We start from the raw sequence: 16,707 nt of genomic DNA, 5'->3' as shown, positions 1-16,707 counted from the left end.
GAAAGCCGCCGCGCAAGCTGGCGGCTTTTTTCCTTGGGGGCTGGCCTCTACACTCCGGGCCACAGAGGCCCGCCCCATGAACACCCTCCGCTACGCCCCCGCCCCGCCAGAGCGCGCAGAGGACTACATCCGCCTGCGTGGCCAAACCCGCGAGAACGCCATCAGCCCGGCCCGCTTGGCGGCCTTGGGCATCACTGCGGAGAGCTGGGCGGCAGATATCCGCGCCGGGGTGCTGCAGGGCGTGATGGCCGAGTGCGACGGCCAGATGGTGGGCTATGGCTTTGGCAGCCTGGAGAGCGGCGAAGTGGTGGTGCTGGCCCTGCTGCCGGGCTTTGAAGGGCAGGGCATAGGCCAGGCGCTACTGCGCCAAGTGATGGCGCTGCTGCAAGCGCAGGGGCACCAGCGCTTGTTCTTGGCCTGCTCGGCCGACCCACAGGTGCGCTCATACGGCTTTTACCGCCACCTGGGCTGGCGCAGCACGGGCGAGGTGGACGGGCACGGTGACGAAGTGCTGGAGTGGCGGGCAGGGGGCTGAAAGGTCTACCCAGCGCTGAGCCCCTGGGCTTCAGCGCCCACCGCCAGCGCACCCAACAGCCCCGCACCCGCAGCCAAAGCGCCCACACCGACCCATGCCGCATGGCGCAGCGCTGCAGGCACGCTGCGCTGGGCAAAACGCTGGTGCCAGCGCCAGGGCAGGCACAGCATCACCAGCGACGTGGCCACCAAGACCCCACCAAATACCGCCCAAACGCCAGAAGCCGCCAAGCGCGGCGCCGCCGCCATCAGGGAGCCGCCCACCAAGACCCTGGTGAACAACTCGGCATAGTGCGCCCGCGCAGAACTGGTAAAGCCCAGCAAAAAGCGCGATGCCAGGCGAGGGGCCAGCAGCGCGGCCAAGCCCAGGCCCAGCAAGTAAAGGCCGACGCCTACAACGACCAACAGGGCGGGTAGTTCAAGCCAGGGGGGAGGGGTGGGCATGGGCGTGGAGGTAGGAAGGGGGCGGCGATGGGCAGTGGCTACAGCCTTGCAACCATCAGGTGGTAGGTGTTGCGCAGCTCCACAAACGCAAAGCCGCATTGCGCGTACATGAACCGCGCGCCATTCTGCGGGTGCACCGTCAAAGCCACCTGCTTATAGCCCGCCTCAGCCGCCTCCTGTAGGGCCTTCAGCATCAAAGGCTTGCCCACGCCCCGCCGCTGGAACGGAGGCTCCAGCGCAATGCCCAACTGAGGCGTCGCTTCGTCCACGTAGGCCAAGCCCACCTGCGAAGGCAACAGGCGCATCCAACACGCCCCCGCGTCTTGCCCCGCCACCACGGCCACCACGCCCACATCAGAGGCGCGGCCCCAGTCTTCGGCATAGACCCGCACCCCAGGGTGTTGCAGCACCTCCAGCGGCCGCAGCGGGGCAGGGGGCGGGTCCCACAGGGCGATGTGCAGCCAGTGCCAGAGGGCGGGCTGGTCGGCGGGGGTGAGCGCGCGAAAGTGGAGTGAGGATGAATCAGCCTGCATGATGGCTTGCTATCGGGGAGTGGTCGCCACATCCGCCAGGGCAAAGGGCAAGCCGCCCAGCACGATGGTGACGATGGCCAACACCAACAGCCCGAAGTACCCCAACAAGGCGCGCATCTTTTGGCCAGTGGGCCGGCTGCGGAAAAGGTAATACGGAAGGGCCAGCAGCGGCAACATGATGACGGCCCCTCCCAACAGCGCTGTGCGGCGGTATGCCCGAGCGGCCGCATCAAGGTAATACCAGCGGTACACCAGCACCGTGCTCACCGCCAAGAAGAGGATGTCAAAGGCTTTGGGCGTTGCCCGATGATGGCTTTCATAGTAGCCGCTACACGCCCCGGAAAGGCCCAAGGTCAGAAACAAAACAATGAGAATTATTTTGCTATTCATGTGTGCAAGAGAAATTTCATGACTCTTTACGCACGTAATTGATGATGGTTATGCAACCGGCGAAAGAGATGATTGAAAGAGCAACGATGACCTCCCACGGAATGTATCGCATCGTGCCAGGCATCAGCACTGCTTCGGATAAATCTCTGGGGTTGACGCTGACTGGAATCGTTGCTCCAAGCGGAAATTTTTGAGCAAACTGCGCAGCCTCTTGCTGTGAGCCACAGGGGTCATACCCAAATACCACATTATTGCTGGTATAGGTTCCGCCGCTGTTGACGATGTATTCATATTTGATATCAGGATAGAACTTATTACCCTGTTTGCCACACCCAATTTTCGCCGCTGAGTTGATGATTCTGCCCTCTACGCGAGGCCATGATTCCGATCGCTTGGCCTTGAACGCGACCATAGATAAATTTAACAGTGTATGGAGTGCATACAAGGCCACCGCAGCAGCGAAAAGCACCCTGATGGTGGATGATAGCGAGTGGCTTTGCATGGGAAGTGGAGCGCGTCAAAATTCTTGATATCCATAGAATTATTTTAATATAAGAAGCTGACTTATGACACCCGTTGCTACGCCCAAGGTAAGCGGGACCTGAAGGAACGTAGCGAGTAGAGCACGCCAAAAAGCCCATGAAAATGGCGAAGCCTTGGGATTTTGGGCATCCGATTGGTCGCGATGCTAGACCGAATATACCTGCATCTCCATTCGAATGGACTTGGCAAGACCATCAAGATCACCATATAAACTCTTGCCTGTCACGTTCATTTTACGAAGTAATGCGTAAACTCCGGAAGCTAACTCGCTTGGGATTTCTAGCTTCTGCATATCGACGTCTTTGTAAAGATCCGAAGACAGTACCTCCTCAATTCTCTTTCCTCTGTTCCCGGATAGAAGAAATGAACCTGACTGACGATCAATTCGAGCATTGAGAATCTTTGGCTCAGTAATCCACGCGATGTCATAAGAGAAACGATCAACGATCCGCTCGAAAACTTCGTCTTGCTTTCCTTGAATGGATTGCCTTGTTTCTTTGAAGTCTCGATCCACAGACTTGATATGCTCTATCGACTTCTCCAATATTGCTCGATAGTCAATCATGAAAAGTGAAAAGTCGGCTTTGGTGGCCTGATTAATAGCTTCTAAGGCGAAATATAGGGCGACATACGGGCTTTCGGAGAAATCTACTAATCGCGTCGGGGCTCCATAATGCTGCATAGCCGCGAGCCAAGCCAGCTTTGAGTTGGGCGAGCAGTTCTCGGTGTCATAAAGGTGAAACTTTGATTGAAAGCACTCAAGCGAGAAGTCTTCAAAAATTTGAGCTGATTTCGAGTTCCAATTGGCCCCGACGACTCTTTCCAGTGATGATTCTAAGCGCCAATTTGAATTGGCCTGACCTCTGTAGATGTAGTGATTTGGTAAGCTGTTGATACGTTCGATAAGTTCTCCCACCGATAAAACTCTAATCAGCTTCATTGCGACGGACCCTCATGTATTGATTCATCAAGTCATTGAGCACAATCTCTGGGTTATGCTCATTTTCGTCGTGTCTACGCTTAATTGGGTCTCCACGTAGGTTGATGGTAATTGCCTTTTGTTTCTTGCTCTTCTGAACCCGCGCCGCTGCTTCATTCCCTGTTGCCGCCGTACTTCTTGTGACCTCAGTGAGAACTTCTCGATTTAAATCATCGCCGTTAATTGTTGCCTTTCCCTTTTGGCCGTTAGCTGCGGACAAATATACAGCAAGCGGCTTCTGGAAGTGCTCATCTGCATCAAAAGGGTTAGGCCCCCGGAAGGTTGCTGTGTAACTGTAGACTTTGTATGCTTCTGTGATTGCTTTGAGGAATCCATCTGGGTCTGGGATTGGCCTTACTTCAACTGATATGCTATTTTCGATGACGCCATCAGTTAAGGAAAGAAGCTCCTCCAGCCTGTTCGCAATACCCTTCGTTGTTTGGGAAAGGTTTGATTTTTTTGCAATCCCAATGAAGCCAATTGATGCATCAAAAACACAATGAGTGTAAGGGCTTTCTTCTGTTTCTTCTTCGATGAAGTTTCCGCTGGCTTCGTCGAATTTCTCTATCGAGGAGGTTGTGGTTCTCCCAATTGCAAAGTATCCTCTTGCATTGTTAAATAATTGCACATTTCCAATATGCCAGTAATATCCAGCCCTTAACTCACCAGAAGGCTTCTGCATTACAGCGGCGATTAGAAGATCTTGTGGGTTCGCCTTCTGATTGAAGAGTGATCCTTGAGCTGGCTTAATAAACTTGACTCTAAAAAGACTGTATTCAACTGTCTGCATTGATAGAGATCCTGTATTTTATGCTGTCTAGCCAAAAGTAAGGGACTGGCTGAAAATCATTCGGCTCGACTGGCCGGTTGGACGAAGCCGCTCCGGATAGGGACGGCCCGGACGCTGTTGACCTCGCAAGGTATGGTCGCATGCATTGAATGTGTGGGAAGTGAGCCATGTTTTTGACGAAGAATTTCACCCATGCTCGAGTTTGCCTGCCGGGTTTACCGCGTATCGTTTCAGGCACCACGACACGCGGTGTACGCTGATGCAGCTGATTCAGGCCCCCTCCAGGCCGGATCACGCCCGGTCTGGCGCTGCGCCTGTGAGCAGCCCATGGTGATTGTGCGCCCCAGACGGATGAAGCAAGCGTCGGCAGTGCGGGGCTGTGGCACGCCACCAGGATCTCCAAACTGACAAATTCACCTCTCGGTGGTCAAAACTTACTGCCAGCACGACCGCTGCAACGGCCACCCCTCAATGGCTGGGTTTCGGCCAAACTACGCATCGAGTCAATCGAGGCGGCGATCGTTCAAATTCGAAGATATTCAGACAGCTTCAACCTATCCCGCGTCACCGCCCTCAGCGGATCAGCAGCGACCCGGTCCCCTGCGCCCAGCGCCGCCGACCTTATATCCGATTTCGGATCATTCTACAGCGGCAATAGCCTCAATTCATCCTGGCCGGGCTTATCCAACAAACGACTCAGGTTACGGATTTATATCGCTGCGTGCTACCCAGTCTATATTTCTTTTGGTGTACGTAATTATTGCTTAGCTTGCGATAAAGATCTTCTTTGCTGTGAATTTTTCTGCCGCCTTAAGTACTTCTCCTATTTCTTTAGGTATGTTTGTTGCCTTAATCAGAAATGCCATTTTCCGAGCGAATTTCACTTTATCAAATTGAGCATTCTTTTTAAGATGCAATATTTTTTTCACGTTGGCCATGAAATCTTTTCCTTTCTCGAAGTCGGCAATAGATATTAGTTCGCCTTCTGGATATAATTCGTTCAAAATGTGAATAGAATCTTCTAAATTGAATAGATCTTCAAAGCAGCCCTTCGAAATATAAGTCAGATGGTATTTTTCACGATTATTTTTTATAATTCGATTAAGCCCATCTCTTTCTCTTGTGGCGTCAGAATCTAACATGCAGATCATTTTTAGTTTTGGATACTTTGATTTGAAGCTCATGAAATCGGATTCAAGCTTCTGTTTTGATTTTGAATTATAAACTTTTACTTCGTGTGAATATAAATTAAAGCCGCATCGCAGAGCAATTATTGGAATAAAGACTTCCTCACTCTCGCCCTCGACCAATATCAAACATTTTGGGTGCTCTGCTGCATTGATGTGCTCTGTAAGCTTCGATAGCATATTTGCTATTCTTTCTTTGTAATCCAAAATGTAATCGTCTATATATAATAGTCCAATTTCCCTGGATAATTTTCTGCTTTCGATCAGAAACTTAAATTGTGCTACCTCTTCAGGCAGGTTAATTTCCTGCTCTTCTCCACAACATGAGCATATAAATTTATCCTTGAGCTGCGCCTTAAATTCTTTGGCGGCTTTCCTTATGGATGCAAACTCATCTCTATACGTGGAAAATTGTTCGTTGGACTCTATATTGTCTAGTCCGTATTTTTGAAAAATTTTATGTGATATGTCAAAAAATGAATCAGCCAACGGTCCCTGCAATTTGAAGTCTACTGTTTTGGAAAGGTTATTTCCAGGTGAGAAAAATGATAAGCTTTCAATTTTCTGTTTGGTATAACTGCCGTATCTCACATAAAAAACTGCAAGTCCATCAAGAGGGGGGAAAGTCATTAAGCGAAATAACAAGTTTAATTGATCAATTCTTGTCTCTGGAACTAGCTGCGCAGGGATTTTTCCGATCACTCCATCGGGGAGTCCTAACGAATCAAGGCCAAGTTTTCTCAAAATCTCATGATAATCAGTATCAAATTGCGGATCTGAAATTTTTAGCAATCTCCTTATTATGTCAAATTCATTCTCGCATCTTCTGCTTTTTGTTATCTCGCACAGAGTAAGAGTGTAGGGGGATATTTCAATTTCCCAATCAAATTCAAAGTGATAGTGCGGCAAAAACTCATTGTAAAGTTTTTCCAGGATTGCTTTCCATATTTCCTTATATATGTAAAACTTATCTGTAATCAATAGGACTTTATCGGCCTCGTCGGGTTTTTCAATGAATAACAAAATCATTCTATTTAACAGTTCATCAAAATCGAATTGCGCAATCGAATTTAATGAAGACTCGATTAATTTGAGATAATCGTCCTTTATAAGCTCACCGAAATCAACTTCGGGATTAGAGTTTTTGATATTCACTTCATCTCCAATATTAAATATTTGCAACCGAACGAATCGGTTTAACCTGCATGTTTGTGATGTTTCAACTTATGTCCAATGAGTAAGCGTAGGTTCACACCGCAGACCAGCCATATAAAATTGTGGCGGCCATACTTAGCACAAAGGTTAGAAGTTGGAGCGTCATCGGGATCTTCACATTATTCTCATAAATACTCGATGCCGAAAGAGGGGGGTTTTTTGCTATGGTCCCCGCTAGCGCCATCATAGTGGCAAGACCAAACACGATCGACGCCAGAAGCAGTCCCCAAGATGATTTCATTGACCACACTTGCGCATTTGTGGGTTTCGCGTTGAAATCTTTTGTGAAGATAATTGTGAGCGCAATAACGCCCGTTGACAATGTCAGAAGATGCTTAACCACTTCAGTGGCGTAGCTCAAGGCAGTTTTTGTTTGCTCGTCCATGATTTCAACAGAAGGGCCAAATGGGACAAAGGGACTTCAGTGAATTCTGGAGGTCATAAGAAGTCAGTTGTTTGGGACCACTCGGAGCGGACCGCCTATCTGCAGTAATTTCCGTCGCCCTCCGAACTATCTTATTCATATTTTCGTAGAGCTCAGCCTCGGAATGACAGTTCAGGGACTGCAGCGAAGCGGCTCGAATCCTTTCAAGTGCACACTGTCTGGCTCTAGGCGTGAGTTCAATGCCTAGATCCATAGTGGTCAAGTTGAGGCGCTGGCGATGCCCGCTGCGCATAGTTTCTGATTTGGAAGTCGCCATATTAACCATTGTCCTAGTGAGGCCTAATTCTTTGTTTAGCCAAAACGTTGATCGCCCGAAAAACCTGCCGCATTCGGCAGGTTCGAGTGCTTGGCCACTAAGTTCTTGTCAGTAATGATGATTTTCATGTTGAGACGGACGTTGAAGCAGCATTGACAAGTCGACACTTTGGCAGAGCGGATATTGGTCACTTTATCGACTTTCGGCACTGAAAGAGGCCCTCTCTGTGCGTAATTTGCCCTCGATTTCCCTAATCCATACGTTACGCAGTCCCCACCCCAACCCCCAAGCTCACCCCCCAACCACCCCCTTTTTCTCACCGTTGCATTCCGCCCCGCCTGCCTAGACTCAAGGCATGAAAGTCCATGTCTTGTGCCCAGCTTCATCTGTCACCGGGGGGCCGGAGGCCCTGCACCAGTTTGTCGACGCCGGGCAGCGCCTGGGCTACGACATGGCCATGGTGTATTTGCCGGAGGACGACCCAGACCCCACACCGGCGGTGTTCAAGATGTACCGGCCGCGGGTGGTGCGCGACATCGTGGATGCACCAGACAGCGTGGTGGTGGTGCCAGAGACGGGCACGCTGCAATTGCTAGAGCTGCGGCACGCCACGCGGGCGCTGTGGTGGCTGAGCGTGGAGCACTTTGCGGTGCGCAACGAGGCCATGCGCCAGGCGCAGAAGATGCCGGCCGGGCAGCGTGGCCCGCTGGACTTTGTGTTTGACCCACGCTTTGGCGTGGTCCACTTTGCACAGTCTGAATATGCGCGGCAGTTTGTGGCGCGCCAGGGGGCCGAGGCTCTGATGCTGACGGACTATGTGCGCGACGAGATTGTGGAGCGCGCGCGCGCGCTGCGCGGTGGCGAGAAGCAGAACATCGTGGCCTACAACCCCAAGAAGGGGCTGGAGTTCACGCAGAAACTGATGGCGGCCTCGCCGGCCGAGATCCAGTGGGTGCCGATTGAAAACATGAGCCCGGCCGAGGTGGCGCAGTTGCTGGGCCGCTCTAAGGTGTATGTCGATTTCGGCCCGCACCCCGGGCGAGACCGCATCCCGCGTGAGGCCGCTTTGTGCGGCTGCGTGGTGATCACCAACACCCAAGGCAGCGCGGGCAACGAGGTAGACGTGCCCATTGGCCCCGACTACAAGTTTGACGAGCGCCACACCCTGTGCGTGCCCCAGGTGCTGGCCCGCATTGGCGAGGCCATGGTGGACCACGCCCGCATGGCCGAAGGCTTTGCCGCCTACCGGCAGTGGATTGAAGACCACCGCCAAGCCTTTTTGCAAGAGAGCTACACCTGCCTGGCCACGCTAGAGGCACAAATTGCCCAGCGCGCACGGCAGCGCCTGGCCGCCTAAGGAGCACCCTTTGATGAGCCAACCTCACACCGCCTCTGGCACCGCCGCAGCCGCTGCGCCCACCCCCTTTCAAGCCCACATCTGCGTGGTGCACCCTTGGGGAGACACGCAAGCGCTTGAAACCTTAGACGCCGCCTTGGCGCTGCGCGCAGAGCTGCAAGCCGCAGGCCTGAGCGTGACGCTCGCCCGCCAGCAGTTGCGGCCCGACGCCGTTAACTTTGTGTTTGGCGTGCAATACGGCTTTGATGCGGCGGCAGCGGCCGGCCAAGCCTGCGTGCTGGTCAACACCGTGCCGCTCAAGCCCGGCAGCCTGGAGATGCCCCCAGCGGCGCTGCGCTTGCTGAAGCGCTGGCCGGTGCTAGAGACCCAGCCCGGCTCCGAGGCCTGCTACCGCAGCGGCCAGCCCGGCGAGCCTGCGGTGGCGCACTGGCTGCCCGGCCCGCTGCAGGCTGTGCCCAACACCACCACACCCCTGGCCCAGCGGCCTTTGGGCCTGCTGATGCCGGGCGAGGCCACGGCCCGCCAAGGCGCGCTCTTGGCCGGTATGGCGCAGATGGGCATTGGCGTCGAGCGCTGGAGCCACAGCCTGGCCGGCCCCGAGCGCCAGGCCTTGTGCGGCCAAGCCCGAGCCATGCTGATGCTGCTGCGCGAAGACGACGCGCCGGTGGATGCGCTGGGCATGGCCTTGGCACTGCGCCACGGCACGCCCGTGCTGGCTGAGCGGCCCAATAACGCACAAATCAGCTTGCCGCCGGCCTTGATGGCTGGCGTACAGTGGTTCGAGCCCACGCCGCAGTCTTTGACCCAAGCCTTGGCTGGTGGCGCCATGAGCGAAGGCTTTGTGGCCCAAGCCGAGCAAGCCTTGGCCCAGTGGCAAGCAGGCCCGCATGCCGGCATTGCCGCCGCGCTGGCCTTGGCCGAGGCCACCTGGGCCGCCAGCAGCAGCGCGCGCCAAGCAGCCCCCGTGCTGGACCGCCTGCGCCTGCTGGGCGCCAACGAGGCCCGCTGGCCCGGCTGGTGGCATGTGCGTGCCCCGCAGGGCTTGCAAGCCCCCGATTGCGACGAGGTGCTGGACCTGGGCGCCGCCTTGCCCACCACCTGGGAGGCCCGCCTGGGCAGCTTGAGTGTGGTGGACTTAGGTGTGTGGCGCCCGGGCCGCCCCGACCACGCCGCTGCGCTGGGCGCTGCCGCGCGCCTGCTGGCCGAAGAGGGCTTGGTGGTGCTGCGCTGGCAGGTGCCTCAGGCCTCTGGCCGCACGCCCGAAGAAGCTTTGCAAGAAGCGCTGGCGCCCTGGACCGACAGCTTTTGGGGCAGCGGCAGCTTTGAGCACCGCTTGCAGGTGCGCCATGTGGGCTGGCAAGACGCCGAGGGCTTTCCGCTGGCTTCCGCGCAAGCTGCGGCCAGTGCCCGCGTGGTGCTGGCCAAGCAGCCCACCAGCCTGGCCGAGCGGCAAAAAGCCCGCGCGGTGCGGGCTGACTTTGGCCTAGCAGCCTCTTAAAAGCGCACCGGAGGCACCGCGCCTCAGGCCTCAGGTCACCACCACCCGGTTGCGGCCCAGGCCCTTGGCGCGGTACATGGCGGTGTCCACCGCCCCCAGCCAGGAGTCCGGCGTCAAGCCAGGGCGCCAGGCGCTGACGCCCACGCTCACCGTCACCGGGTTGGCCTGCAGCGCCTCGGCTTTGGCAATGCAGTGGCGCAGGTCTTCGGCCAGGTCGGCCGCCTCGGCGGTGCTGCTGGCTTGCAGCAGCACCAAAAACTCTTCACCGCCCAAGCGGTAGAGGCGGTCCCCGGCGCGCAGCCGTGCTTGGGCGGCCCTCACCACCTCGCGCAGCACCACATCGCCGCCGGCATGGCCCAGCCGGTCGTTGATGGACTTAAAGTGGTCCACATCAAACGACACCAGCGCAGCTTGTTCACCGCCGGCGGCCTGCGCGCAGGCTTGGGCCAGGGCTTCATCCAGCCCGCGGCGGTTCAGGGCGCCAGTGAGCGGGTCGGTCAGGCTTTGGGTGATCAGGCGCTGTTGCAGCTCGCCCACCAAGCCCAACACCACATTCATCAGCAGCAGCGTCAGCCCGGCGGTCACCACAAAGCGCACGCAGTTGGCCAAGCCCAGGTGATAGTAGGACAGGCCACTGCCGCTGAGCAGCAGCAGCGCACAGGCCACATGCGCCTGGCGGCGCGGCAGCACCAGGTAAAAAAACATGGTGGCCGGAAAGGCCCAATGCAAGGCCACGCCGCCCACAAAGTGCACCGAGCCCAACACCGCCAAAGCCAGCGCGGCCACCAGGGCGGGGTAGGGCATCAGGGGCCTGTCGCGCACGATGAGCGCCCAGGCATTGCCGCCAAAGATCAGGGCGGCCAAGAGGTCTAAGAGCGCCAGCGCATAGCGGCCTTGGCTCAGATGAAAGGCGCTGAAGGGCAAGATCAGCCCCGCCGCCACCAGCCCGGTGCGCGCAGTGATGCGCCCACGGATGCTCAGCAAGACATCCGTGCGCGACGAGGGCTGGGCCGGTAACGCATCCATGCCCTTTGTATCGGCCGGATGCGCCAGAAGCTGAGGGTGCGCGCGGCCCCCTCAGCGCGGGCCGCTTCAGCGGGTGGGCAGCAGCAAGGTGGAGCTGGTGCTGGAGGAGAACTCGATGTTCATGCTGAAGGCCTCGCCAAAGCGCACGGGCGAGCCGTACAGGCTGTCGGCCGTGTCCAGCACGATGCCAAGGTGGTGGCCGGCGGGCAGGTCATAGGCCGTGGTCGCCAGGTCGATGGGGAAGTCGATGGTCTTGCGCGGTGTGGCCCAGTGCACCGCGCGGGCGCCGTGGGTGATCAAGGTGGCAAAGCCCAGCGGCCCGACATCGTAGAGATAAGCCACCACCATGCCCCGGCTTTGGCTGGGCGTGACACGCAGCTTGAGCTGTGGGATGCCCCGGATCTGCAGCGGCTGGCTGAGCGCCGGGCCTTCATAGCGGATGCCGTGGTTCCAGGCCACGCTGGGCAGGTAGTTCAGCACCGGCAGGCCAATGCTCTCGCCCGTGGTCGACAAGATCGGAATCAGGCCGGTGGTGGCCGTGGTGTCCAGCAGGTTGCTCATCGCGTCACTGCCGGCCTTGGTGTTCTTGGTGGTGGAGAGGCCGCCGTTGTGGCCGCGGAAGCAGAAGCACCAGATGTCCCAATAAAAGGCGCCGCGCGGGCTGAGGTGGTAGGTGGTGTTTTTCAGCTCAGGCGCGGGCCAGTTGGAGAGCGTCTCGCGGCGGGTGCTGAACTTGACTTGCCAGTCGAGCTTGGGGCCTTGGTCGATGCCGTTTTGCTCGCCCTTCAAGAAGCGGTTGAGCCAGCGATGGGCTTGGTCCATGGGGTAGTTGTCCAGCCCCAAGGTGGCGCCCGGCAGCTCGGTCATGGCATGAATGCCTGGGTTGAGCAAGAACTTCTTAGGCCCGGTCAGCTGGCTGAACAGGCTCAGGCTGGACGCCGACTGGAACATGTCGTCTTGCATGTTCTTGGAGATGAAGATCGGCACCTTGCGCTGGTTCAGCGCGGCCACAAAGGTGGAGGGCGAGCGCTCGGCGCCCCAGGCGCGGATCTCGTCAATCTTGCTCTTGGGCGTGTCGGGGTTTTGGATAGCAGCGCTGTACTCCGCGACGATGGGGTCCAGCCGGCCGGTCACGGCGCCAGAGAGGAAGAGGATGTTGGCCCAGGTGGGGTTTGCGGCGTCTTGGCCATAGAGCTGGTCCATCAGCGTGCCCCAGCCCGAGAGGGCGGTGACGGCTTTGATGCGGGTGTCGGCGGCCGCTGCCAAGAGCGAGAGCCCGGCGCCATAGGAGATGCCGCTGGCCCCGATGTTTTGCACATCGGCGGGGGTGTTGGTCAGCATCCAGTTGATGGCCGAGGACACGTCCGACACATCCTGTGGACCGGCCACCCCCACGGTGCCCTCAGACAGGTAAAAGCCGCGGGCCGTGTAGGCCATGGCGATGTAGCCGTCTTGGGCCAGGCGCTGTTGCTGGCCGATGTACTCAAAAAAGTCGGCTGCGGCCCAAGACGAGATGAACACCACGCCGGGGAACTTGCGGCCAGGCTCGTTCGCGCCCCGGGGCAAGAAGACATTGGCCGTCATGCGCACGCCGTCGGTGCCCACCACGGTGTAGCCGGTGGCAAAGCAGGTGCCGTCATACGGCGAGATCACACCGGGCTTGGCCACGGGGCTCACCCAGGTGGCGGCTTCCAGCGGCGTGGCGGGGCGGCAGTTCACGCCGGCTTGGGCGGCGGGGCTGGCCCACAGGCTCAGGCTGGCCGTGGCCACGGCCAGCAGGCGGCACCAGGCGCGGCCTGATGTCAAAGCGGAAGGACGGGGCAGGGTCATCGCTTGTCTCCTTAAATAGAACGACCGTTCGTTTTAATTTTGGAGAAGAAGCTTGCAGAGGAGTACAGGTAGATACCCGCTTCTGTGGCGAACAGCCCATAAAAGTGTTTCAAAACGCGAATCCGTGCCTTATTCGCGCGGAACCGCACCTTTGGCGGGCATCTGCACGCGCGGCGCGTTGGCGAGCCGGCGGGCTGCCCAGCCGGGCCTGCCCGCTGCCGTGCACAAAGCCCTGCCATCCCCATGCCAGCGTGCGAGCAAGCCTCAATCCGGGCTGTAGATGAGCGACACTCCCGGCCACTCGTTTGTTGAAGGGTAGTCATGGACCGTCGTTCTTGGGTTTTGGCGGGTGCGGCAGGCACTCTGTTGTCAGCGCTGGGCCAAGGGGCTCACGCACAGGCCGTGGCCACTCCCGCGGCACCCCGAGCACCGGCGCCCAATCGCCCCGCGCCGACCCCCCAGCCCGCCGGCCCGGCGCCTGTGGCGCTGCCGCTGATGCGCATCTACATCCCTGGCAGCGCCGGCGGCGGCTGGGACCAAACCGGCCGCGCCCTGGGGGCGGCCATCCAGGCTGCGGGCCTGGCGCAGAAGGTGGAGTACGAGAACAAAGGCGGCAAGGGCGGCACCATCGGCTTGGCCGATTTTGTGGAGCGCTTTTCCAGCGACCCGGCGGCCTTGTTGGTGGGCGGCATGGTGATGGTGGGCGCCATTGCGGCCAGCCGCCCCAAGATCACGCTGGCCCAGGTCACACCCTTGGCACGCTTGACCAGCGACTACATGGTGCTGGTCAGCGGCGCAACGTCCAAGATCAGGGACTTGAAAGACCTGGCCGATGAGATGAAGCGTGACCTCTCCAGCGTGGTGTTCACGGGCGGCTCGGCCGGTGGGGTGGACCACATGCTGGCCGCGATGATGGCGCGCCAGTTGCGCCTGGATGTCTCCAAGCTCAAGTACGAGCCCAACCCCGGCGGCAAAGAGGCGGTGGCCATGATCACCAGCGGCAAAGCCACGGTGGCCATCTCGGGCTATAGCGAGTTCAAGGGCGACATCGAGGCCAAGGTGTTGACGCCGCTGGCGGTCTCGTCACGCCGCAAGCTCTACGGCATTCCCTCGCTGTCTGAAGGCGGCATTCAAACCGACTTGGCCAATTGGCGCGGTGTGTTTGCGGCCGGCAAGATCAGCGAGGAGCAACAGGCCAATCTGCGCCGCATCATCACGCGCGCCACCGAGACGCCGCAATGGCGTCAGACGGTGGCTGACAAGAACTGGAACGTGGCCACCTTGATCGGCAAAGACTTTGCCGACTCGCTGACCATTGAGCAGGCCATGGCCGAAGCCATTGCCATGATCTTGAAGCTCAAGGCCTGAGGTGGCTGTGGCGCGGCCTGGGGGCTGTAGGCTCAGTTCAGGGGCTGGCTGATGCCACCGGCCAGCGACCACAGCAAAGCCATCGATTGCTGGCTGTCGTGCAGGGCGTCGACATAGGCCAAGCGCAGGTTGAAGTGGTCGCCCTCGGCGGACATCACATCAAACAAAGAGCGGCGGCCCAACTGCTGCCATTGCGCCAGGGTGTCCTCGCGCACGCGCTCGCTGTTGCGCAGCACGCCCACCACTTCGCGGGCCCGTGTGCTGGAGGCCTCGGCTTGTTGGTGCACTTCGGCCAAGCGGCTGCGCAGGGACTCCAGCGCATCATCGCGTTGCAGCTTGGCGGCGTTGGCGCGCAGCCGGGCGGCTTGCGCGGCGGGGTCGGCGCCGGGGTTCAAGATGGGCATGCTGAGGCTGACGCCCGCATTCCAGGCGCCGGATTTTTCTTTGCCCAGGGCAGTGCTGACACTGACGGCCACACCCGCCTGAAACTTTTGCGAAGCCACTGTGGCGTCAGCCAGGTTGGCGGCAGCCTTGGCCTGGGCGTCGAGTGCCACGATGTCGGCCGAGCGCACGGCGCGGTCTTGCAGGTCAGCCAGCGCTGGCACCCCAGGCAGCAGCGCCGAGAGGCTGGCCGGCTCGGGGAGCTCTTCGCCCACCAGGCGCTTCAGGCGGGTTTCGGTCACCGCCAGTTGGGTGCGGGCTTGGGCTTGCGAGAGCTGCACTTGCTGCAGCGTTTTGCGGGCCTGCACCAGCTCGCTGCCCCGGCCTTTGTCAGCCGCGACGATTTGTTCAAGCGAGTCCACCAGCTTGCAAACCTTGGCCGCATATTGGCCCCAGACTTGGGTGTGCAGCCGGTGGCGGCTGCGCTCCATGGCCAGGTTCACGGTTTGCAGGGCCACTTGTTCAGACAAGCTGATTTGGCCTTGTTGGGCAGCGTCGGCCAGGCTGGCGCGCCAGCGGGTCAGGTGCTCGACGCGGCCGTGGTCATACAGCGCCCAAGAGAAGTTCACGCCGGTGCGCCATTGCAGGCTGGCTTTGTGCTCGCCGCCTTCGGGCTTGCTGCCGGCGGGGCCCAGGCTGGTGTTGAAGCTGAGCTGAGGCTTGCCTGCGGCTCGCATTTCTTCCACATCGAAGGCGGCTGCCTCGGCCAGCAGCTTGGATGCCCCCACCGACTGGCTGCGCTTTTGCGCAGCGGCCACCAGGCTCACCAGTTGCAAGCGCGCGGCGGCGGGGTCGGTGACCTCGTTCTTGCCGTTATTCGCAGGCTCTGAGCAGGCCGAAGCGGCTTCAGCCCGGGTGCTCATCAGCGCCGCCGCCAACACGGCAATCACCACAGCGGCAATGGCCGTGGGTTTGCCCGGCAGGGCAGGGCGGGGTGCGCGGGCACGGTGACGGGCGGTGCGGTGGTTCAAGGTGTCCATGGCATGCAAGGGCAGCAAAGCCCCCGGTCAGAGTTGCTGGCCTCAGTAGACCGCCAACTTGAGGGGCCTAAAGCGCGAATGAGCGCCCGCTGAGCCCCGTGTTTCTGCGCCACGGCCAGCGCTGCAGGCCTGCGGCCAGCGCTTTTGAAAGGCGTGGCGGATTGCCAACTCCGGCGCAGCCCCTGGGGTGGGGCGGCTGCTGGCGGCTCCTAGAATTGCGCACCGCCTCGAGAGGAGGCCTTTCATGTCGCACAAAAAGGATCACAACATGTTCAAGACAACGCTGGCCGCTGTGGCCTTGGCCGCCCTGAGTGGCGCCGCTCTGGCGGCCGAACCGGGCCAGGTGCGCGGTTTTGTGGGTTTGGACTTGGGCAGCGGTGGTGACACCCTGGCCAATATCCGCTACACCGATGGCTCTACCCAAGACATGAAGGCCGGTGACGGCGTGCAGTTCAAGGGTGGCCTGGACTACCGCGTGGATGAAGACTGGTCGGTCGTGGGCAGCCTGGGCTACCACCTCTACACCACCAATGCCAAGAACGGCCGGGTCACTTTCCAGCGCTTTCCGGTGGAGCTCATGGCCAAGTACAACCTGAACCCGAAGGCTCGCATTGGCTTTGGGGTGCGGGTGCCTTTTGCGGCCAATGTGTCGTCCAGCGGCGCAGCGTCACAGGTCGGTGAATTCAGCCCCAAGGGCAAGAAGGGCCTGATCGTTGATGGCGAGTACTTGTTTGGCAAGGTGGGTGTGAGCCTGCGTTGGACCAACGAGAGCTACACCTTGGGCAGCCAGTCCATCGACGGCACCCACTTCTCGGTGGGCCTGAACTACTACTTCTGAGCGGCCCCCGCCCAGGCTTGCGAAAGGCTCCTTCGGGAGCCTTTTTTGTGGCC

The 16,707-nt window shown here is 59.0% G+C and carries 16 protein-coding genes; 5 read left to right on the top strand and 11 right to left on the bottom strand.

The window, feature by feature from the left end; all coding sequences use genetic code 11:
• Positions 1 to 76 precede the first annotated feature (76 nt).
• Complete coding sequence (locus KAK11_RS16340; RefSeq protein ID WP_210810301.1) at positions 77 to 535, top strand: GNAT family N-acetyltransferase; 459 nt, start codon at positions 77 to 79, stop codon at positions 533 to 535.
• A gap of 5 nt (positions 536 to 540) precedes the next feature.
• Here KAK11_RS16340 and KAK11_RS16335 read toward each other — a convergent pair whose 3' ends face one another.
• From KAK11_RS16335 to KAK11_RS16300, 8 genes are all read right to left on the bottom strand, one after another.
• Complete coding sequence (locus KAK11_RS16335) at positions 541 to 978, bottom strand: hypothetical protein (RefSeq protein ID WP_210810300.1); 438 nt, start codon at positions 976 to 978, stop codon at positions 541 to 543.
• Between the two features lie 38 nt (positions 979 to 1,016).
• Positions 1,017 to 1,511: a GNAT family N-acetyltransferase gene (locus tag KAK11_RS16330; RefSeq protein ID WP_210810299.1), complete on the bottom strand. Its 495-nt coding sequence runs from the start codon at positions 1,509 to 1,511 to the stop codon at positions 1,017 to 1,019.
• 9 nt (positions 1,512 to 1,520) lie between these two features.
• Positions 1,521 to 1,901 carry a hypothetical protein gene (locus KAK11_RS16325; RefSeq protein ID WP_210810298.1) on the bottom strand — a complete coding sequence of 127 codons (381 nt, stop codon included), beginning with the start codon at positions 1,899 to 1,901 and terminating at the stop codon, positions 1,521 to 1,523.
• A gap of 16 nt (positions 1,902 to 1,917) precedes the next feature.
• Complete coding sequence (locus KAK11_RS16320; RefSeq protein ID WP_210810297.1) at positions 1,918 to 2,403, bottom strand: DUF3592 domain-containing protein; 486 nt, start codon at positions 2,401 to 2,403, stop codon at positions 1,918 to 1,920.
• A gap of 186 nt (positions 2,404 to 2,589) precedes the next feature.
• Entirely contained in the window at positions 2,590 to 3,384 is a 795-nt protein-coding gene (locus KAK11_RS16315) for an FRG domain-containing protein (protein WP_210810296.1), read from the bottom strand.
• Positions 3,371 to 4,213: a hypothetical protein gene (locus KAK11_RS16310; RefSeq protein WP_210810295.1), complete on the bottom strand. Its 843-nt coding sequence runs from the start codon at positions 4,211 to 4,213 to the stop codon at positions 3,371 to 3,373. Before KAK11_RS16310 ends, KAK11_RS16315 begins: the two co-directional genes overlap by 14 nt.
• A 764-nt stretch (positions 4,214 to 4,977) precedes the next feature.
• The gene (locus tag KAK11_RS16305; protein WP_210810294.1) at positions 4,978 to 6,555 is read right to left on the bottom strand and encodes an OLD family protein; all 1,578 of its coding nucleotides are present in this window, start codon (positions 6,553 to 6,555) and stop codon (positions 4,978 to 4,980) included.
• 94 nt (positions 6,556 to 6,649) lie between these two features.
• Positions 6,650 to 7,000 carry a hypothetical protein gene (locus KAK11_RS16300; RefSeq protein ID WP_210810293.1) on the bottom strand — a complete coding sequence of 117 codons (351 nt, stop codon included), beginning with the start codon at positions 6,998 to 7,000 and terminating at the stop codon, positions 6,650 to 6,652.
• Between the two features lie 671 nt (positions 7,001 to 7,671).
• On the opposite strand from KAK11_RS16300, the gene KAK11_RS16295 reads away from it, so the two are divergent.
• Together KAK11_RS16295 and KAK11_RS16290 are read left to right on the top strand one after the other, a co-directional pair.
• Positions 7,672 to 8,673 (top strand): hypothetical protein, encoded by a 1,002-nt coding sequence (locus KAK11_RS16295; protein WP_210810292.1) that lies wholly within the window; start codon positions 7,672 to 7,674, stop codon positions 8,671 to 8,673.
• A gap of 13 nt (positions 8,674 to 8,686) precedes the next feature.
• Positions 8,687 to 10,171 (top strand): hypothetical protein, encoded by a 1,485-nt coding sequence (locus tag KAK11_RS16290; RefSeq protein WP_210810291.1) that lies wholly within the window; start codon positions 8,687 to 8,689, stop codon positions 10,169 to 10,171.
• Positions 10,172 to 10,201: 30 nt separating this feature from the next.
• Here KAK11_RS16290 and KAK11_RS16285 read toward each other — a convergent pair whose 3' ends face one another.
• Both KAK11_RS16285 and KAK11_RS16280 read right to left on the bottom strand, forming a co-directional pair.
• Positions 10,202 to 11,197: a GGDEF domain-containing protein gene (locus KAK11_RS16285; protein WP_210810290.1), complete on the bottom strand. Its 996-nt coding sequence runs from the start codon at positions 11,195 to 11,197 to the stop codon at positions 10,202 to 10,204.
• A 66-nt stretch (positions 11,198 to 11,263) separates the two neighbouring features.
• Positions 11,264 to 13,027: a CocE/NonD family hydrolase gene (locus tag KAK11_RS16280; protein ID WP_210810289.1), complete on the bottom strand. Its 1,764-nt coding sequence runs from the start codon at positions 13,025 to 13,027 to the stop codon at positions 11,264 to 11,266.
• Positions 13,028 to 13,348: 321 nt separating this feature from the next.
• Here KAK11_RS16280 and KAK11_RS16275 point away from each other — a divergent pair, with 321 nt between their 5' ends.
• Complete coding sequence (locus KAK11_RS16275) at positions 13,349 to 14,395, top strand: Bug family tripartite tricarboxylate transporter substrate binding protein (protein WP_210810288.1); 1,047 nt, start codon at positions 13,349 to 13,351, stop codon at positions 14,393 to 14,395.
• A 32-nt stretch (positions 14,396 to 14,427) separates the two neighbouring features.
• Here KAK11_RS16275 and KAK11_RS16270 read toward each other — a convergent pair whose 3' ends face one another.
• Positions 14,428 to 15,816 carry a TolC family protein gene (locus KAK11_RS16270; RefSeq protein WP_210810286.1) on the bottom strand — a complete coding sequence of 463 codons (1,389 nt, stop codon included), beginning with the start codon at positions 15,814 to 15,816 and terminating at the stop codon, positions 14,428 to 14,430.
• A gap of 268 nt (positions 15,817 to 16,084) precedes the next feature.
• On the opposite strand from KAK11_RS16270, the gene KAK11_RS16265 reads away from it, so the two are divergent.
• Positions 16,085 to 16,654: a transporter gene (locus KAK11_RS16265; protein WP_210810285.1), complete on the top strand. Its 570-nt coding sequence runs from the start codon at positions 16,085 to 16,087 to the stop codon at positions 16,652 to 16,654.
• Positions 16,655 to 16,707 lie beyond the last annotated feature (53 nt).

It is taken from the genome of Ideonella paludis (assembly GCF_018069865.1).
Lineage (GTDB): Bacteria > Pseudomonadota > Gammaproteobacteria > Burkholderiales > Burkholderiaceae_C > Ideonella > Ideonella paludis.
The sequence above is the reverse complement of the archived record's forward strand: the minus strand, read 5'-3'. Positions and strand labels throughout refer to the sequence as shown.